The 17,887-nt window shown below is 73.3% G+C and carries 16 protein-coding genes; 7 read left to right on the top strand and 9 right to left on the bottom strand.

Features of this window, described 5'->3' with window-relative positions; genetic code table 11:
• Position 1: 1 nt before the first annotated feature.
• The 7 genes from RH861_RS03840 to RH861_RS03810 all read right to left on the bottom strand — a co-directional run bounded on the left by RH861_RS03840 (position 2) and on the right by RH861_RS03810 (position 6,954).
• Positions 2–427 carry an EboA domain-containing protein gene (locus tag RH861_RS03840; protein WP_310519828.1) on the bottom strand — a complete coding sequence of 142 codons (426 nt, stop codon included), beginning with the start codon at positions 425–427 and terminating at the stop codon, positions 2–4.
• Positions 424–1,293, bottom strand: coding sequence for a sugar phosphate isomerase/epimerase family protein (locus RH861_RS03835; protein WP_310519827.1), 870 nt, complete (start codon positions 1,291–1,293; stop codon positions 424–426). Before RH861_RS03835 ends, RH861_RS03840 begins: the two co-directional genes overlap by 4 nt.
• Positions 1,290–2,153, bottom strand: coding sequence for an SCO3242 family prenyltransferase (locus RH861_RS03830; RefSeq protein WP_310519826.1), 864 nt, complete (start codon positions 2,151–2,153; stop codon positions 1,290–1,292). The genes RH861_RS03835 and RH861_RS03830 overlap by 4 nt, the downstream gene beginning before the upstream one ends.
• 1 nt (position 2,154) lies before the next feature.
• On the bottom strand, positions 2,155–3,333 hold the full coding sequence (locus RH861_RS03825; RefSeq protein WP_310519825.1) for an inositol-3-phosphate synthase: 1,179 nt from the start codon (positions 3,331–3,333) through the stop codon (positions 2,155–2,157).
• Positions 3,334–3,478: 145 nt separating this feature from the next.
• Positions 3,479–4,585 carry a polyprenyl synthetase family protein gene (locus tag RH861_RS03820; protein WP_310519824.1) on the bottom strand — a complete coding sequence of 369 codons (1,107 nt, stop codon included), beginning with the start codon at positions 4,583–4,585 and terminating at the stop codon, positions 3,479–3,481.
• A gap of 57 nt (positions 4,586–4,642) precedes the next feature.
• Positions 4,643–5,836, bottom strand: coding sequence for a Gfo/Idh/MocA family protein (locus tag RH861_RS03815; RefSeq protein ID WP_310519823.1), 1,194 nt, complete (start codon positions 5,834–5,836; stop codon positions 4,643–4,645).
• Positions 5,837–5,907: 71 nt separating this feature from the next.
• Positions 5,908–6,954 (bottom strand): substrate-binding domain-containing protein, encoded by a 1,047-nt coding sequence (locus tag RH861_RS03810; RefSeq protein ID WP_067950678.1) that lies wholly within the window; start codon positions 6,952–6,954, stop codon positions 5,908–5,910.
• Positions 6,955–7,252: 298 nt separating this feature from the next.
• Here RH861_RS03810 and RH861_RS03805 point away from each other — a divergent pair, with 298 nt between their 5' ends.
• The 6 genes from RH861_RS03805 to RH861_RS03780 all read left to right on the top strand — a co-directional run bounded on the left by RH861_RS03805 (position 7,253) and on the right by RH861_RS03780 (position 14,906).
• Complete coding sequence (locus tag RH861_RS03805) at positions 7,253–8,737, top strand: sugar ABC transporter ATP-binding protein (protein ID WP_310519822.1); 1,485 nt, start codon at positions 7,253–7,255, stop codon at positions 8,735–8,737.
• Positions 8,734–9,783 carry an ABC transporter permease gene (locus RH861_RS03800; RefSeq protein ID WP_310519821.1) on the top strand — a complete coding sequence of 350 codons (1,050 nt, stop codon included), beginning with the start codon at positions 8,734–8,736 and terminating at the stop codon, positions 9,781–9,783. Before RH861_RS03805 ends, RH861_RS03800 begins: the two co-directional genes overlap by 4 nt.
• Before the next feature lie 141 nt (positions 9,784–9,924).
• The gene (locus RH861_RS03795) at positions 9,925–11,103 is read left to right on the top strand and encodes an ROK family transcriptional regulator (protein WP_067950682.1); all 1,179 of its coding nucleotides are present in this window, start codon (positions 9,925–9,927) and stop codon (positions 11,101–11,103) included.
• A 191-nt stretch (positions 11,104–11,294) separates the two neighbouring features.
• Positions 11,295–13,361, top strand: coding sequence for a cell wall-binding repeat-containing protein (locus RH861_RS03790; RefSeq protein ID WP_310519820.1), 2,067 nt, complete (start codon positions 11,295–11,297; stop codon positions 13,359–13,361).
• A 97-nt stretch (positions 13,362–13,458) separates the two neighbouring features.
• Complete coding sequence (locus tag RH861_RS03785; protein ID WP_082847358.1) at positions 13,459–14,136, top strand: YqaJ viral recombinase family protein; 678 nt, start codon at positions 13,459–13,461, stop codon at positions 14,134–14,136.
• Positions 14,133–14,906, top strand: coding sequence for an alpha/beta fold hydrolase (locus tag RH861_RS03780; protein ID WP_310519819.1), 774 nt, complete (start codon positions 14,133–14,135; stop codon positions 14,904–14,906). Before RH861_RS03785 ends, RH861_RS03780 begins: the two co-directional genes overlap by 4 nt.
• Here RH861_RS03780 and RH861_RS03775 read toward each other — a convergent pair.
• Positions 14,893–15,585, bottom strand: coding sequence for a Pr6Pr family membrane protein (locus RH861_RS03775; RefSeq protein ID WP_310519818.1), 693 nt, complete (start codon positions 15,583–15,585; stop codon positions 14,893–14,895). The genes RH861_RS03780 and RH861_RS03775 overlap by 14 nt on opposite strands.
• A 197-nt stretch (positions 15,586–15,782) precedes the next feature.
• Here RH861_RS03775 and RH861_RS03770 point away from each other — a divergent pair, with 197 nt between their 5' ends.
• A complete protein-coding gene (locus RH861_RS03770; protein ID WP_310519817.1) occupies positions 15,783–17,168 on the top strand; it encodes a cryptochrome/photolyase family protein in 1,386 nt (461 codons plus the stop codon).
• On the opposite strand, the gene RH861_RS03765 is transcribed toward RH861_RS03770, so the two are convergent.
• Complete coding sequence (locus RH861_RS03765) at positions 17,152–17,787, bottom strand: GNAT family N-acetyltransferase (protein ID WP_310519816.1); 636 nt, start codon at positions 17,785–17,787, stop codon at positions 17,152–17,154. The genes RH861_RS03770 and RH861_RS03765 overlap by 17 nt on opposite strands.
• Positions 17,788–17,887: the final 100 nt, after the last annotated feature.

Here is a 17,887-nt window from a genome sequence, read left to right as displayed (position 1 = left end):
CTCAGCGGCCTTCCTCTCGTGCGGCGCCGACCGGCGGCAGCAGCGACCGCAGGTCGTCGGGGACGGGGCGACCGGCCGCCTCGCGCTCCTCGGCGAGGTCGGCGGCCATGCGCGACAGCTCGGCGTCGCGCCGGTCGACCAGGCGGTCGACCGTGGTCAGCGGCACCTCCATGAACACGAGCTTCATGACGCCGTGCCGCCAGTCGTGGTCGCCGAGGTGGCGCCCGGCGAAGGCGCCCATCGCCGCCGACACGAGGCGCGGGTCGTTGGCGCGCAGGGCGTCGCGGACGAGCCCGAGGCCCGCCTCGCGCTCGTCATCGGCGAGGGCGCCGTCGTACGCGTGCCGGTTCAGGTCCTCGAGCACCGCGATGCGCTGCTCCGTGTCGCCGTCGCGGTAGCGCGCTTCCATGCCGTCGGTGCCGGTCATCGTCCGATCCTCTCCATGACGTCGGTCAGCCGCGCCATGCTCTCCTCGGCGCAGCGGGGTGCCGCGTGCGAGTGCCGCGGCAGTTCGACCGCGGCCACGCCCGCGTAGCCGAGGTCGGCGAGCGTGCGGAACGCGAGGTCGAGGTCGAGGCTTCCGGTGCCGAGCTCGAGGTGCTCGTGCGCGTGTGGGAGCATGTCGTCGACCTGCACGTTCACGAGCAGGTCGCCCGCGGCACGGAGCGCCCCCGCGACCCCGTCCGGCTCGACGACCTCGCAGTGGCCGAGGTCGACCGTGAGGCCGAACTCCGGCGGGTCGCCGAGCGCGGCCCGCAGGCGCAGGGCGTCGGCCACGGTCTCGACGAGCATCCCGGGTTCCGGCTCGAACCCGAGGCGCACGCCGTGCTCGCGGGCGGCTTCGACGACGGGCCGCAGGCGTCGCACGAGGCGGTCCCACGCGGCATCCGTCGCCAGCCCCTCGGGACGCACCCCAGCCCACAGCGACACGCACTCGGCGTCCAGCACGGCGGCGACCTCGACGGCGCGCACGAGGAAGGCCACGCGCACCGCGGCATCGGCGTCGTCGTCGAGCAGGTTCGGCCGGTGCTTGCGGAACGGGTCGAGCACGTAACGCCCGCCGGTCTCGACGACCACGCGCAGGCCCCGGCGCCGAAGGTCGACGCGCAGCGCGATCGCCCGGTCGAGCCATCCGTCGGCGACGACGTCGAAGTGGGGGTGGCCGAGCGTGAGCGCCACGGCACGGTAGCCGTGCGCCTGCATGACGTCGAGCGCGGCGTCGAGCGGATGGTCGGCGAAGCCGTTCGTGCCGTACCCGAGCACGGGGCGGGCCGGTGCCGCGGTGGCGTTCATGTGATCTCGCGCCCCTTCGCGCGGCGGCCGAGCACGACCCCGAGCGCGTCGATGCCGAGCAGCACGAGGGCGTCGACCGGACGGCCGGCCCGCGCGGTGAGCGCCGCCTGCAGGGGCACCATGGCGAGGATGCCGCGGCGCGTGGCCGAGCGGACGACGGGTGCCGACGGGTCGGCGACCGCGTCCGCCTGGGCCCGGAGGGTGGGCACCGCGTACCGCAGCGCCGCGACGATCGAGACCAGCCCCGCCGCGGTCGGCTCGGGCCGCACCGCGGCGACCCCGGCAGCGAGGGTCGTGGCGGCCGCGACGGCGGCGGTCGCGGGCTCGGCGCCGTGCACCTCGCCGCGCGACAACGTGGTGACGCTCGCCGTGTGCCCGGCCATCACCAGCGCCGGCCGTGCCGCCGCGGCGGCGCCGTCGCGTCCGGCGCCGAGCAGCACGTCGAGGCCGCGACAGGCCCCCATCACGAGCGGCCCGGTCCAGCCGCGCTTGGCGACGAGATCGTACGTCCACACGGAGGCGGCGAGCGGCACGGCCACGGCGAGCGAGGACCGTCCGCCCGTGAGTCCCGCCACCGCGAGGCCCGCGACCGTGAGCGCTCCCGCGACGCCCACTGCGCCGCGACGGCTGATCCGCCCCGAGGGGATCGGCCGCTCGGGCCGTTCGACCCGGTCGAGCTCGGCGTCGGCCGCGTCGTTCAGCGCCATGCCGCCCCAGTAGAGCAGCACGGATGCCACGGGCAGCCCGAGCCGCGGCACGAGCCCCGTCCGGCCGGCCGAGGCCATGCCCGCCGTCGCATCGCCGACGACCGTGAGGCCGGCGGGCGCACGCACGAGCTGCAGGAACGAGCGGAGGTCCACGTCAGGCCGCCTGCGTCGCGTTCCTCCGTACGGCGGTGCGCAGCGCCCACGAGACGAGCTCGTCGGCCTGGCGCGCGAACGCGTGCACGTCGCTGCCCCACGGGTCCTTGAAGAAGTAGCCGAGTTCGGGGACGGGCCCGACGAGACCGGCCTCCTCGGCGAGCGAGAGCAGGCGCGCGAGGTCGATGACGAGCGGCGCGGCGAGCGTCGAGTCGTAGGCGGTCCAGGTGGTCTGCAGGGTGATGCGCGTGTCGAGGAAGCCTTCGGCGTGCACGTGGTCCCACGCGGTCTTGACGTCGCCGAGGTCGGGGACGTTGTCGATGTGCAGCGGCGTGACCACGTCGTGGCCGAGCAGGTCGTGCAGGCCGCGGTTCTTCGACGCGAGCTTGGACTGCACCGCGGCGGGGTCGGCGAGCGTGGCGCCGTCGCCGCCGCCCAGCAGGTTCGCGCCCGCCCACGAGAGCACGCGCATGCCGCGGGACGCGAACATGGGCGCGAGCACCGTGCGGAGCAGGGTCTCGCCGGTCTTGCCGTCCTGTCCGGCGATGGGCACGCCGGCCTCGGCCGCGGCGTCCTGCAGCGCGGGGATGCCGAGCGAGATCGACGGGGTGAAGCACGCGTAGGGCGACCCCGCCTCGAGCGCGGCGAGCGCCGACAGGGTGCTGGAGGGCAGCAGGTCGCGGCCCGCCTCGTCGAGCGCGGCGTCGAGTGCGGCGCGGTCGTGGAATTCCGGCCGGTCGGCGGGCAGGGGCTCGGTGGAGGCGACGTCGATGACGACGACGCGGCGCAGGCCGTGGCGCTCGCGGAAGGACCGGATGTCGTCGGCGCGCAGCCCGATCTCGCGCCGCTGGGAGCCGCGCGCCTCGCGCGGGACCAGCCGGATCTCGCCGTCGATGGCGTCGAGGCGCGCCGCGACCGCCTCGACGGTCGCGGGGGCGATCATGCCGCCGGCCGCGAGGCGACGAGCACGCTCGAGGAGCGGGGTCTCGTCGACGTCGTGGCCGCCGACGACGAGATCGGCGAACGCGGGCAGCGCGACGTCGTCGAAGTCGGGGGCGGCGGTGGTCAGGCCGACCGGACGGATCCGCCCCTCGACCAGCGCGGCGAGCCCGATGGCCGCGGTCGTCGCGACACTGCCGCGCGCGCCGACGAACCAGATCCCCGTACGTCCTTCGTTCATCGTCGAACCTCTCCGTTCCCGTCTGCACCGTTGCGCCGAGCCGCGGCGGCCCTGGGCCGCCGGTCCGACGCTAGCGGAGCTTGCATCCTTGGTCAAACACAAGTTGCGCATGAAGTGCGCAAACCCGATGTTCCGTCATCGAAAGTCACGACGACCGGCCCGGGACCGCCCGGGCGATCACCTGCAGGTAGCCGTGCAGCTCGACCGGCAGGCGGGCCGACTCGAGCGCCGAGACCGCCGCCGCCGCGTGCTCCACGATCAAGTCGCGGTGCGCCTCCAGCGCCCCGCACTCGCGGAGGATCACCCGGATCCGCTCGACGCCCGCGTCCGGCAGGTCCGCCCGGCCGACGTCGCGGTCGAGCACGCGCCGGGCCGCCGGATCCGCCGAGTCGAGCGCGAACTGCAGGAGGGCGGTCCGCTTGCCGCCGCGCAGATCGGACGAGACGGACTTGCCGGTCCGCGCCGGATCGCCGAACACGGCCAGCTCGTCGTCCTTCAACTGGTAGGCCACGCCGAGGTGACGCCCGTACGCCGTCAACCCGGCCAGTATCGCGGCATCCGCCCCACCCGACGCGATCGCCCCCAGCCGCAGCGGCAGGACCACGCTGTACCTCGCCGTCTTGAGCTCGGCCGTGCGGACCGGCCGGGCCTCGTCGACGGGCTGCTGCTCGCCGCGCACGTCGAGCCACTCCCCCGCGATGGTCTCGTCGAGCGCGTCCAGCAGTTCGAGCGCGAGATCCGAACGGATGCCAGGCGGCAGCGCCGCCCCCGCGAGCGCTCGAACGCTCGCCCCGATCGCGAGGTCGCCCGCGAGCAGGCCCGCCGCCGACGCCTGCCGTTCGGCGACCCCCGGGGGATCGCCGTCGGCCGCCCGCGCGGCCCGCACCGTTCCGACCACGTTGGACCGACCGTGACGGCGGTCGTCGCCGTCGATGAGGTCGTCGTGGATGCAGAGCCCGAGGTGCAGCAGCTGCACCGCGCTGCCCAGTGCGTCGCAGACCGCCTCGGACGTGCCGCCCAGGCCCAGGTACGTGGCGCACGCGAGCCGGGCCCGCAGGTGCTTGCCACCGCCTTGCACGGCGACGGCCGCGACGAGCTCGCCCGCCTCGGCGCCCGCCGGCGTGGCGCGCAGACGCCGCCAGGTGGCGGAGACCGATGCGGGCACGCGCCCCACGGCGCGCTCCACGAGCTCCCCCAGCGCCGGTGCGTCGGCGTCGGCGATGTCGCTGCGCTCACGCTGCCCGAGCGGCATGCGAGCCTCCTCTCCCCGGCGCCCCATCGCGCCGGTCCGAGCGTCGGCGGGTCCGGATCAGCCCTCGCCGCCGACGACCTCCACCCACGCGCCGTCACCCTCCGAGCTGCGCTCGACCGCGTCGAGGACGCGCTGCACGTGCAGCCCGTCCGCGAAGGACGGGCTCGGCGACTGCCCGGCGGCGATCGCGTCGACGAAGTCCTTGGCCTGGTTGGCGAAGCCGTGCTCGTACCCGAGCATGTGGCCGGCGGGCCACCACGCCGACACCCAGGGGTGCTCCGGCTCGGTGACGATGATCTTGCGGAAGCCCTGCTCACCGGCCGCGTCGGTGGCGTCGTAGAACTCCAGCGCGTTGAGGTCCTCGAGGTCGAACGCGATCGCGCCGGTCGACCCGGACACCTCCACCCGAAGGGCGTTCTTGCGCCCCGTGGCCATGCGGGACGCCTCGAAGGTGCCCAGCGCACCCGAGTCGAATCGGCCGTGGAAGAAGGCCACGTCGTCGACGGTCACCTCGCCGTATTCGGCCGAGGGCGTACCGGACGACGCCGCGGCGATCGCGCCCGACGAGGATCCGCCGATCGGGCGCTGGCGCACGAAGGTCTCGAGCACGCCCGAGACCCGGCCGAGCTGGAGGCCCGTCATGTACTCGGCGAGGTCGACCGCGTGCGCGCCGATGTCGCCGAGCGCGCCCGAGCCCGCCCGGTCCTTCTGCAGGCGCCACGTCATGGGGCTCGCCGGATCGATCAGCCAGTCCTGCAGGTACGAGGCGCGGACGTGCCGCACCTCGCCGATCCGCCCGTCGGCGATGAGGCGCCGGGCGAACGCCGTCGCGGGCACGCGACGATAGGTGAAGCCGAGCATCGAGCGGATGCCGCGCTCGGCGGCCGCTTCGGCGACCCGGGTCATGCCCTCGGCCTCGGCGGACGAGTTGGCGAGCGGCTTCTCGCAGAGCACGTGCTTGCCCGCCTCGAGGGCGGCGATCGCGATCTCCGCGTGACTGTCGCCGGGGGTGACGATGTCGACGACGTCGATGTCGTCGCGTTCGACGACCTCGCGCCAGTCCGTCGACGATTCGCGCCATCCCCACTTCTCGGCTGCGGCCTGCACGCTCTGCGGGTTGCGACCGACGAGGACGTCCATGGAGGGCTGGACGGGGAGGTCGAAGAATCTCGGGGCGACGCGCCATCCCTGCGAGTGGGCGGCCCCCATGAAGCCGTTGCCCACCATCGCGACGCGGAGCAGTTCACGCATGCGGATCGAAGCCGCCTTTCAGGTGTAGGGAAGGCTGGGCGCCCTGCCGGGCGCCCAGCCTGTGGATCGGGTCAGGACTCGAATGCGAAGTCGATGTAGTCGTCGACGTTGTCCTTCGTGACGACCGGCGCGTCGAGCACGATGCGGTAGGGAACGCTCGGCGTGTACAGGTCGCCCATGGTCTTCGACTGCGCGATGAGGCGCGCGAGCGCGATGCCGTCGGCGGCCTGCGTCGACGGGTAGATCACGGTCGCCTCGAGGACCGAGTCGCCGGACTCGATCGCGCGCATCGCGTTCGCGCTGCCCGCGCCGCCGACCATGAAGAACTCGTCGCGTCCGGCGGCGTCGATCGCCGCGAGGACGCCGACGCCCTGGTCGTCGTCGTGGTTCCAGATCGCGTCGATCTGCGGAGCGGCCGAGAGCAGCTGCGAGGTGACCGCCTCGCCGCCCTGGATGGTGAAGTCCGCTGCGACGCGGTTGTTCACCTCGAGGCCGCACTCGGAGAGCGCGTCGGCGAAGCCGCGCGAGCGGTCCTGCGTCAGCGGCAGCGAGTCGATGCCCGCGATCTCGGCGACCACGGCGTCGGGCTGGTCGCCCAGGCGCTCGCAGATGTAGCTGCCGGCCGAGACGCCCATGCCGTAGTTGTCACCGAGGATCGTGGCGCGCGCGGCGGCGGGCGACGAGAACTCGCGGTCGACGTTGATGACCGGGATGCCGGCCTCCATGGCCTTGGTCGCGGCCTCGGTGAGCGCGGCGCCGTCGGTGGGCAGCAGCACGATCGCGTCGACGCCCTCGTTGACGAACGTCTCGACCTGGCTGATCTGGAGGTTGGCGTCGTTAGTGCCCTCGGCGACGCGCAGCTCGACGTCGGGGTAGCTCTCGGCGGCGGCGATCGCGGCCGAGTTGATGGCGCCCAGCCACCCGTGGTCGGCGGCGGGACCCGAGAAGCCGATGACGACCGTGTCGCCTGCCTCCGCGTTCTGCTCGGCCGAGCCCTTGTTCTCCACGACGGCGGACTCCGAGCCGCCGGCGGTGCAGCCGGCCAGCAGACCGGCGACGGCGAGCGAGGCGCCCGCCATGACCAGGGTGCGGGCGCGGGAAGTGCGCGTGACACTCATTGTTGTTGTCCTCTCATTGGATGTGACGCATCGCCGCCAGATGGACCCCATCCGCCGGGGGTGTGTCGCACCCACGAACCGAGTCCACGCTGACGTGCGGCGAGCGTAACAGAAGATCGCGGCTCGTGCGCAACTTATGTTTGGAAATCGGCAAAAGTGCCACGAGGGCCCGGATCGCTCCGTGCCCCTCGAACACGGGCCAGATGCGTCATCGGAAGCCCCGAGGGCTTGCGTCATCGCGAGTTGCAGTTATGCTGTGCGAGTGATCAAAGACGACCATTCTCCGGCATTACTCCGCATGAGCGGCATCTCGAAGGCCTTCTCAGGCGTTCAGGCGCTCAAGGGCGTCGACCTCGAGATCGTCGCGGGCGAGGTGCACTGCATCCTCGGCCAGAACGGCGCGGGCAAGTCCACCCTGATCAAGACGCTCGCGGGCGTGCACGCCCCCGATTCCGGAACCATCGTCTGGAACGGCGAGGAGGTGGCGCTCTCCTCCCCGCAGGACGCCATCGACCTCGGCATCGCGACGATGTACCAGGAGCTCGACGTCGTCGACGGGCTCACCGTCGCCGAGAACATCTTCCTCGGCCACGAGCTCGCCGTCGGCGGGTTCACGCGGTCGGGCGAGGCCAACGCGCGCGCACGCCGACTGCTCGAGCGCCTCGGCCACGGCACCCTCCCGCCCACGCGCGAGGTGGGGTCGCTGAGCGCGGCGAACAAGCAGATCGTGAGCATGGCCCGCGCCCTGTCGCACGACACGAAGCTCATCATCATGGACGAGCCCTCCGCGGTGCTCGACAGCGAGGAGGTCAAGAACCTCTTCCGCGTCGTGCGGGAGCTCACCGCCGCCGGGATCGCCGTCGTCTATATCACCCACCGCCTCGAGGAGATCCGCGAGATCGGCGACCGCATCTCCGTGCTGAAGGACGGACGGAGCACGGCGAACGGACTCCCCGTCGGCGACACCCCCACGTCCGAGCTCATCCGCCTCATGACGGGACGGTCGGTGGCCAACGTCTTCCCGCCCGCCGTCCCCGTCCCCGGCGACGCCGAGGTCCTCCTCGACGTGCGCGACCTCGGGCTGGACGGCGTCTTCCAGGATGTGAGCTTCACGGTCCGGGCCGGTGAGATCGTCGGGCTCGCCGGGCTCGTCGGCTCCGGCCGTTCCGAGATCCTCGAGACCGTCTACGGCGCGCGACGCGCCACCTCCGGCACGGTCCGCGTGAAGGGCCGCCAGCTCCGCCGCGGCTCCGTCCGCGACGCCGTGCGCTCGGGCATCGGGCTCTCGCCCGAGGAGCGCAAGAGCCAGGGCCTGCTGCTCGACGAGCCCATCTACCAGAACGTGACGCTCTCGTCGTTCGCCCGCTACGCCCGCGGCGGGTTCGTCAACGAGAAGGCGGAGCGGCGCGTGGCGACCGAGCAGATCTCGGCGCTGCAGCTCCGGCCCGCCGATCCGGACCGTCCCGCCCGGACCCTCTCGGGCGGCAACCAGCAGAAGATCCTGCTGGCCCGCTGGCTCGTCAACCGCACCTCGGTGCTGCTGCTCGACGAGCCCACCCGCGGCGTCGACGTCGGGGCGCGCGCCGAGATCTACGCGCTCATTCGCCGGCTCGCGGCGAACGGCGACGCCGTCGTCATCGTCTCGAGCGAGATCGAGGAGGTGCTCGGCCTCGCCGACACCGTGCTCGTCATCGCCGACGGGCGGGTGCTCAGCACCGTGCAGGCAGATCAGATCGACGAGCACCGCGTGCTCGACCTCATCATGGAAGGAACCGCCGCGTGAGCGAGCAGCAGACCATCACCCCCGCCGAGCCCGCACCCGCGAGCGAGACGGCCGCCCCGGCGTCGCGTCGCTTCGACGCCCGCGCCCTCCTCAGCGGCTCCGTCGGCCGCAACCTCGGCCTCATCCTCGCCCTCGCCGCGCTCTTCGCGGTGGGCGCGATCACGGCCGGCGACCGGTTCACCGCGATCGACAACATCCTCGTCATCCTGCGGCTCGCCTCGATCATCGGGGTCATCTCGATCGGCATGACGTTCGTGATCATCGGCGGCGGCATCGACCTGTCGGTCGGCTCGGTCATGGGGCTCGCCTCGGTCGTGGCCACCCTCTCGGCCGTGCAGGCCGCGGCGGAGAGCTCGACCTGGGTCGTCATGGTCTTCGTCGCCCTCGCCGTCGGCCTGGCCGCGGGCTTCATCAACGGCTTCGTCATCGCGTACGGCAAGGTCGTGGCGTTCATGGCGACCCTCGCGATGCTCGTCGCCGCGCGCGGTCTCGCCGAGATCCTCGCCAACCGCCAGACCCAGGTCGTGCGCGTGCCCGAGTTCCAGAAGTTCATGAACCTCGACCTGCTCGGCATCGACATGCTCATCTGGATCTTCATCCTCGTCGCCGGCGCCGGCTGGATCCTCCTGAACCGCACGACCTTCGGCCGCCGCACCGTCGCGGTCGGCGGCAACCGCGAGGCGGCGCGCCTTGCCGGCGTCGCGGTCCGGCGCCACACCATGTACCTCTACGCGCTCGCGGGGCTCACCGCCGGCATCGCGGCCATCATGATCCTCGGCCGCACCACGGCGGGCACGTCGACGCACGGCACGCTCTACGAGCTGGACGCGATCGCCGCGGTCGTCGTCGGCGGCACGCTCCTCGCGGGTGGCCGGGGCACGATCACCGGCACGGTGTTCGGCGTGCTCATCTTCGCGACGCTCACGAACGTGTTCACGCAGAACAACCTCTCCACCTCGGTCCAGGCGGTGGCGAAGGGCGTGATCATCGTGGTGGCGGTGCTGCTCCAGCAGCGCTTCTCCGGGCAGAACACACGATCGCACTAGACCGGGCCCGGATGGGCCCGAACCCGGCAACCGCATGCGAAGTCATGGGAGTTCCGCCACCGCATATGGGAGAATCGGCATATGAATGACAGAAGTCCGGGCGACGTGCGGCCCCACGTGAATGCGCTGGGGTCCACGGCGATGAGCGATCTGTTCCAGATCCTCCGCGACGGGCAGCCGCGCACCCGCAGCGAACTCGCCGCGATCACCGGACTCGCGCGCACGACCGTCGCCATGCGCATCGACGCGCTCACCGACCTGGGCCTCGTCGGCCCGGTCGGCGAGGCCGCGTCGACCGGCGGCCGGCCGTCCTCCCTCTTCGCCATCACGGCGAGCGACCGGTACGTGATCGGCATCGACATCGGCGCCTCGCACGTGCGGGCCGCGCTGAGCGACATCACGGGCCGCATGCTCGAGGAGACCAACTCGACGATCGCGGTCGCCGAGGGTCCGCGCGTCGTCCTCGACGCGGCGATCGCCGCATCCCGCGAGCTGATCCAGCGCGCCGGACGCCGCATCGACGACCTGCTCGCCATCGGCATCGGCCTGCCGGGCCCCGTCGAGTTCAGCACGGGCCGTCCGATCAACCCGCCGATCATGCCGGGGTGGGACCGCTTCGACGTGGCGGGGTGGATCCGGCAGGAGCTCGACGTGCCCGTGCTCGTCGACAACGACGTCAACATCATGGCCCTCGGCGAGCGCGAGCGCGCCTGGCCCGACGTCGACCACCTCCTGTTCGTCAAGATCGCGACGGGCATCGGCGCGGGCGTCATCTCCGGCGGCTTCCTGCAGCGCGGCGCGCAGGGCACCGCCGGCGACATCGGGCACGTCTACGTCTCCCGCGGCGCCGAGATCGCCTGCAACTGCGGCAACTTCGGATGCCTCGAGGCGCTCGCCTCGGGCAGCGCGATCGCGCGATCGCTCACCGCAGCCGGCATCCCCGCCCAGAACTCCCGCGACGTCGTCGACCTCGTCAAGAACGGCAACGTCAACGCCATCCAGGCGGTCCGACAGGCCGGGCGCGACGTCGGCGAGGTCCTCACCACGTGCGTCAGCCTCATGAATCCGTCGGTGATCGTGCTGGGCGGCGCGATGGCCGAGGCCGGCGAGCACCTCATCGCCGGCGTGCGCGAAGTCGTGTATCGCCGCTCGATGCCGCTCGCCACCGAGGCGCTGCACATCACGCTCTCCCAGACGGGCGCCGACGCGGCCGTCCACGGCGCGACGATGCTCGCCATCCACCACTCCCTCTCCCCCGCCAACATCGAGGCGATGATCGCCCAGTCCGCGGGCGGCGCCGGCCTCCGCGCCGTCAAGTAGCGACGCGCACGTCGTCGTCGCGGCACGGCGAACGCCGCACATACCCCGCGACTTGGGGACTGCCCCCGCCCGTCGGCGGCGAGTAGCGTCGCAGGACCGCGCCCGGCCGGAGCGACCCGAGCCCCGGACCCACGGGAGCGGCGGAGGCGCACCCCGTCGACGCTCCCGCCCGTGCGGTGGAGGGCGGAACCATGAGGCGCTGGATCGCCACGATCGCCGCGGCGACGTTCATCACGGCGGGCCTCGCCGCAGCCCCGGCAGCGGCCACCCCGAAGCCCGAACCGGATCCGCGGGCCACCTCGGTGCCACGGCCCCCCGAGCCGCCCGGCCGGCCCGACGACCCGCCGCGCGACCAGGGCCCGCCCGAGGAGCCGAGCGAGGTGCTCGAGGAACTCCGGGCTCCGACCGACGTCGACCGGTCACTCGAGGCCGGGATCCAGGCGGCCCCCGTCACCAACCGCATCGTCGGCACGGCGCTCGCCGCCGGCGGCACCGGCTCGGTGCGCGCGGCCACGCTGAACACGACGGCGTCGGTCACCGATCGCACGGCGCAGCGGGCGGGCGGCGCCGACCGCTACGCCACGGCGATCGCCCTCAGTTCGCTGCACTTCACCGCCGGCGCGTCCGACGTGTTCATCGCCGGCGGCGAGACCTTCCCGGACGGCCTCTCGGCGGCCACCGTCGCGGGTGACCGTGGCGGCCCGGTGCTGCTGACGAGAGCCACCGCGCTGCCCGCGGGCGTCGCCGGCGAACTGGCCCGGCTCGCGCCGAAGAACATCTGGATCGTGGGCGGCACCGGTGCCGTCAGCGCGGGCGTCGCGTCGGCCGTGCAGCAGGCCGTGCCGGCCGCCGCGGTCGAGCGCCTCGCGGGCGCCGACCGGTACGCCACCGCGGCGGCGCTCTCGAAGCGCTTCTTCCCCAGCCGTCCGCCGGCCGCGTTCGTCGTCAGCGGCAACGACTTCCCCGACGCCCTCGGTGCCGGTCCGGCCGCCGCCCAGCAGGACGCCCCGACGCTCCTCGTCTCCGCCAACTCCGTGCCCAAGGCCACCGAGACCGAGCTCGCGCGCCTGCGACCGCCCGTCGTGTACATCGCCGGCGGCACGGGCGTCGTGAGCGACACGGTGGCCTCCCGCATCCGCTCGCTCACCGGCGGCCAGGTGGTGCGCGTGGCCGGCGCCGACCGGTACGCGACGGCCGCGGCCATCGCGGATCGCTTCTTCACGCCGACGACCAGCCGGGTGGTGCTCGCCTCCGGCCTGGCATTCCCCGACGGCCTCGGCGCGGGCGCCGTCGCGGGCGCCTCGGCGAGTCCGCTGCTCCTCGTCGACGGGGTCGACGTGCCGCCGCGCGCGACGCTGGACGCCGCCCGGCGGGTGTCCTGGTGGCTGCCCGACGACGGCCGCGTCATCCGCTACACCGTCGTGGCCCACCCCGACGACGACTTCGCGGCGTGGTCGCTCCTCGGCCAGCCCGATCCTCGCCGGTACGACGTGGTGATCGTCCTGACGACGGGCGAATCGAGCGGCTTCTGCACGGGCCAGCCGGTGAACAACCAGTGGATGAACCAGCAGTACCTGCCGCAGCCGCAGCCGACCGGGGTGCAGTACTCCGACCGGTGCATCAAGCACCGCATGGACAGCTGGCGGGTCTTCATGGACGGCACGGACGTCGGACCGGTCGGTTCGTGGCAGCGGTTGACCGGCGGCCCCGTCTCGCTCGGCGGACGCGAGCTGCCGATCCCGCAGCGACGGTCGTCGTCCGGTGCGGTCGAACCGGCCGACTACTTCGACCTCTCGGTGGGGGCGGATGCCGCGTTCGTGTCCTTCGACATGGGAGCGCTGCTGCCCGACGAGGTGCTGTGGGCGATCCAGACCACGCGCGGACTGGTCGACCGCTTCCCGACCGAGGTCGAGGGCGACGTCGTCGGCGCCGCGTTCTACAACGACGCGGGCACGGGCTACGCCAACACGAGCGCCGACCACAAGGCGGTGTACGACGCACTGGGCCGCAACGACCTCGGGATGCCGGGCAGCCAGTACTCGTCGGTCGGCCACGCGCAGTCCGGGCGGGCGTTCGGCGCCATGGTCACCGGGTACTGCGGCTACATGTGCCACCCGGCCGCGTCCGCGCCGTGGAAGGGGTCGATGGGGCACTTCCAGTACTCGTACGGCTGGTTGTCGCACGGCTACTGGACCCCGGGCACCGTCGACGCGCATGCGGGCTTCTCGCAGTACCAGTCCTTCGCGAAGTGGTACTGACCGGCGCGCGGTCCTCGCGACGCCGGACGACGGCGGCCGGGGGTACCGTGGTGGGGTGACCCAGCCGTTCGCCCTCTTCGACCTCGAGGGCGGTGAGATGCGCGCCGCGACGCTCGCGCCGCAGCGGCATCCGCACGAGCAGCGCGTGGTCGCCGATGCGGGCGACCGGGTGGCCTGGCTGCGGGCCCGCTCGCGAGGCGTGACGGCGACGGATGCCGCGAAGCTCGCGTCTGCGGCATCCGTGCGCGCTGCGGCGAACGAGAAGCTGTACGGCACGCGCGGCCGCGGATTCGGCGGCAGCCGCTTCACCGATCACGGGCGCGAGCGCGAACCGGTGATCGCCTCGTGGGTGCTGCGCGAGCACGGGCTGGCTCCGTCGGCGCTGCTGTTCCACGCCGAGGCCGAGCGTCGTCACCTCGCGACGCCCGACGGACTGCGCGTGGCGCCGAACGGCGCGCTCGAGCTGTGCGAGATCAAGACCACGTCGAAGCCGTGGCGCGGGATCCCCCGCAGCTACCTGCGCCAGGTGTGGTGGCAGCAGTACGTGCTCGGCGCGGAGCGCACGCTCGTGGTGTGGGAGCAGCACGACGGGTTCGTGCCGATCGGCGACCCGCAATGCCGCTGGGTCGATCGCGACGAGAACCAGGTCGCGATGCTCGTGCGCCTCGCGAACCTGCTCCTCGAGGCGATCCGGCCGCAGCCGGGTGCCGTCGAGGCGGGCGGCTTCCGCGAATCGCCCGACCGCTCCTTCTACCGTCCGGGGCCGCTCGCGTGAGGTTCGTGCTCCTGCACGGGCTCGGCGCCGACCGCACCCAGCCGCTCGACCTGGTCGGGCCGGTGCTCGACGGGCTCGGCGTGCCCGCGAGCGACGTCGTCGCGCCCGACGTCCGTGCGCACGGCGCGTCGGCGGTCGTCGGCGAACCGGCCGACTTCGCGCTCGACCGGCTGGCCGACGAGGTCGCCGCCGTCGCGCGCCACGCGGTCGGGGCCGACGAGCCGGCGACCATCGTCGGCATCTCGATGGGCGCCGCCATCGGGCTGCGGATCTGCCTGCGCGGACTGCTCCCGGTCGAGCGCGTGGTGTTCGTGCGCCCCGCGTTCGACGACCGGTCTCTCCCCGAGCACCTGCGCGCCTTCCCCGTGATCGGCGAGCTGCTGCGCGAGTCCGGACCCCGCGACGGCGCCGAGCGGTTCCGCCGGACCGAGCCCTACCTGCGGGTCGCACGCGAGTCGCCCGCGGGCGGGCGCGGCCTCCTGTCGCAGTTCACGTCGACGGATGCCGCCCGCCGGGCCATCCGCCTCGTCGAGATCCCGCGCAACCGCGCCTTCGGCGCCGAGTCCGAGCTCGACGGGCTCGCCGGCCGCGGCATCCGTTCGCTCGTGGTCGGCGCGCCGCGCGACCCGGTGCACCCGTTCGCGCTCGCCGAGCGGTGGGCGGGCGCACTGGGCTCGCCGCTCGTGCGGGTGCCGGCGCGCGACGACGGACCGGCGGCGCAGACCGCCGCCCTGCGCGACGCGGTCGGCCGGTGGCTCAGCGGGTCGTGACCGGCTCGGACCGGTCGTCGCCGACCGCCCCGCGGGGTCCCCGCGGAGCGACCGCGCGCGGCCAGGGCGTGCGACTCAGCGCGAGTATGCCGGCCCCGACGAGCAGGATGAACGCGGCGATGGCGATGACGTACACCGCGACCCCGCCGTACCCCGCCTCCTGCGCCGGGTTGAGGAACGGGTACGGGTACCAGCCGGCGATCGGACCGCGGACCAGGGTGTAGACGACCCAGACGAGCGGGAACAGCGCGATCGTCCAGAGCCGCTGCCACGGGATGGGATGCCGCCCCGGCGCGAGCACCCAGTCGAGCAGCACGTACAGCGGCGCCCACACGTGCAGGATCTCGTTCGACCACGGCACCGTGGTGGCCTGGTCGAGGGAGATCTGGCGGAGCAGCAGGTTGTAGACGACGAACGTGGTGGTCATGTAGGTCACCGCGCAGGCGCGCACGAGGTTGAACCACCCCGGATCCTCCGGGCGGGTGAACGCGATCCACGCGCCGACCGCCAGGAGCACCGCCGCGAGGACGTTCGAGAGGATGGTGAAGAAGCTGAAGAAGTTCACGACGAACGCCGCTCGGTCGGGAACCATGCCCCACGACACGACGAACTGGCCGACGACGGCCACCACGATCGCGGCCGCGACCAGCAGCCTCAGGACCCCGAACAGCGCGCGCATGCGTTCCCTCCCGACTCCCCCGGTGGTCGCAGCCTAGGGCGGCACGCGCGGCGTTCGGCTGGGGAAATCCCCTGAAACCCGGGTTCCGCGGCGGACGCGATCGGTCGGAATGCGCCCGGCGAAGCGACCATCCACGTCCGGCGTATCTCCAGTGAACGCCCAGCGAGCAGGCGGGGCGGCTCGGCTAGCGTCGAGCCATGAGCGCCGCGCCGTCCATCGTCTGGTTCCGCGACGACCTGCGGGTGGCCGACCACCCGGCGCTGCACGCGGCGGTCGAGCGCGGCGAACCCGTCGTGGCGGTGTACGTGCTCGACGAGGAGTCGTCCGGGATCCGTCCGCTCGGCGGCGCGGCGCGCTGGTGGCTGCACCACTCGCTCGCGTCCCTCGCCGACGACCTGCGCGAGCTGGACGTGAAGCTCGTGCTGCGGCGCGGGCCGGCGGGACGCGTCATCCGCTCGCTCGTCGACGAGACCGGGGCGGGCGCCGCGTTCTGGAACCGTCGCTACGGCGGCGCCGAGCGCGAGATCGACACCGACCTGAAGTCGTCCCTCGCCGAAGCGGGCCTCGAGGTACGCAGCTTCGCCGGGTCGCTGCTGTTCGAGCCGTGGACGATCCGCACCGGCTCGGACACCCCGTTCTCGGTGTTCACCCCGTTCTGGAAGGCGTGCCTCGCGGCCGACGAGCCGCGGCATCCGCTGCCCGCCCCGTCGCCCGGCGACCTCACCGGCGTCGGCGGCGCGCACGGACGCGGCGGCCCGGCGAGCGACGACCTCGACGAGTGGGCACTGCTGCCCACGAAACCCGACTGGGCGGGCGGCATCCGCGACACCTGGGAGCCCGGCGAGGCCGCCGCGCACGCGCGACTGCAGGAGTTCCTCGACGACGACCTCGGCGACTACGCGAAGGGTCGCGACCGGCTCGACCGGCAGGTGACGAGCCGACTGTCGCCGCGGCTGCGCTGGGGCGAACTGAGCCCGCACCAGGTCTGGCACGCCACCCGCGAGCGCGCCGCCGGCACCGAGGGCGCCCGCAAGTTCCTCTCCGAGGTCGGCTGGCGGGAGTTCGCGTGGCACATCCTGTTCCACTTCCCCGACCTGGCCACCAAGAGCTGGCGCAGCGAGTTCGACGCGTTCCCGTGGCCGCGGCTGAAGCCGTCCGCGCTCACCGCGTGGGAACGGGGACGCACCGGAGTGCCGGTCGTCGACGCCGCCATGCGCGAGCTCTGGCACACGGGCGTCATGCACAACCGCGCCCGCATGATCTCGGCGTCGTTCCTCATCAAGAACCTGCTCATCGACTGGCGCCGCGGCGAGGAGTGGTTCTGGGACACCCTCGTCGACGCCGACCACGCCAACAACCCGTTCGGCTGGCAGTGGGTCGCGGGCTCCGGGGCGGATGCCGCACCGTACTTCCGCATCTTCAACCCCGAGCTGCAGCGCGAGAAATTCGACCCCGACGGCGCCTACGTGGGCCGGTGGGTGCCCGAGTACGGCACCGACGACTACCCGGAGCCGATCGTCGACCTCAAGGCCACCCGCGACGCGGCCCTCGCCGCGTACGAGCAGGTCAAGGCAGCACGCTGATCGGTCCGGTCGCGGGCGGCGCGTCCTCGGCGAGGGGTCGCTCGAGCACGTAGTCGTGCTCCAGTCGATCGCCCACCCGGAACCGCTTCGTGCCGACGACCTCGAACCCCTGCTTCTCGTAGAAGCGGATGGCGCGCCGGTTCTCCTGGTTCACGCCGAGCCAGACGACGGATGCCGCGGCGCGGGCGGCGGCGTCGAGGGTGGTCTCCATGAGGGCGCCGGCGACGCCCGCGCCGTGCACCGCGGGGTGCACGTACATCTTGCTGAGCTCGATCGCGGGTCGCGCGGTGACGGATGCCGCGGCATCCGCATCGGCCGGGACGCCGCCCGGCGTCGACACCAGCATCGACCAGCCGATGAGCCCGCCGGTCGCGACCACCGCCTCGGACGCGGCGAGCGCGACCCCCGCCGGCGAGTCGTCGGGTTCGGCGACGTACAGGGTGCGGTCGGGATCGGCGAGGTACTCGGCGAAGTGCGGTTCGGTCAGGTGCCCGGCGATGAAGTCGGCGATCGACTCGGCCGTGGTCGAGGGCGGACAGGCGAGCGGGAACGTCACGGCGGCGAGCCGCGCGAGCGCCTCGGCGTCTGCGGGCGCCGCGCGGCGGGTGCGTACGTTCACGCCTGCGACGCTACCGGGCGGCGGGCGCGAACGGCAGGGCCGCGCGGCAGCGGGCGCGAGAATCGCCCTCGACGCCCGGCGACTCGCGTGAGAAGGTGTC

It is taken from the genome of Agromyces indicus (genome assembly GCF_031432295.1).
Taxonomy (GTDB): domain Bacteria; phylum Actinomycetota; class Actinomycetes; order Actinomycetales; family Microbacteriaceae; genus Agromyces; species Agromyces indicus.
Note: the sequence above shows the minus strand (reverse complement) of the source record. Positions and strands in the feature narration are given on the sequence as shown.

Coding starts and splice junctions, on each gene's coding strand:
- RH861_RS03840 (WP_310519828.1), bottom strand. CDS start 427: ATGACCGGCACCGACGGCATGGAAGCGCGCTACCGCGACGGCGACACG.
- RH861_RS03835 (WP_310519827.1), bottom strand. CDS start 1,293: ATGAACGCCACCGCGGCACCGGCCCGCCCCGTGCTCGGGTACGGCACG.
- RH861_RS03825 (WP_310519825.1), bottom strand. CDS start 3,333: ATGAACGAAGGACGTACGGGGATCTGGTTCGTCGGCGCGCGCGGCAGT.
- RH861_RS03820 (WP_310519824.1), bottom strand. CDS start 4,585: ATGCCGCTCGGGCAGCGTGAGCGCAGCGACATCGCCGACGCCGACGCA.
- RH861_RS03815 (WP_310519823.1), bottom strand. CDS start 5,836: ATGCGTGAACTGCTCCGCGTCGCGATGGTGGGCAACGGCTTCATGGGG.
- RH861_RS03810 (WP_067950678.1), bottom strand. CDS start 6,954: ATGAGTGTCACGCGCACTTCCCGCGCCCGCACCCTGGTCATGGCGGGC.
- RH861_RS03805 (WP_310519822.1), top strand. CDS start 7,253: ATGAGCGGCATCTCGAAGGCCTTCTCAGGCGTTCAGGCGCTCAAGGGC.
- RH861_RS03795 (WP_067950682.1), top strand. CDS start 9,925: ATGAGCGATCTGTTCCAGATCCTCCGCGACGGGCAGCCGCGCACCCGC.
- RH861_RS03790 (WP_310519820.1), top strand. CDS start 11,295: ATGAGGCGCTGGATCGCCACGATCGCCGCGGCGACGTTCATCACGGCG.
- RH861_RS03785 (WP_082847358.1), top strand. CDS start 13,459: ATGCGCGCCGCGACGCTCGCGCCGCAGCGGCATCCGCACGAGCAGCGC.
- RH861_RS03775 (WP_310519818.1), bottom strand. CDS start 15,585: ATGCGCGCGCTGTTCGGGGTCCTGAGGCTGCTGGTCGCGGCCGCGATC.
- RH861_RS03770 (WP_310519817.1), top strand. CDS start 15,783: ATGAGCGCCGCGCCGTCCATCGTCTGGTTCCGCGACGACCTGCGGGTG.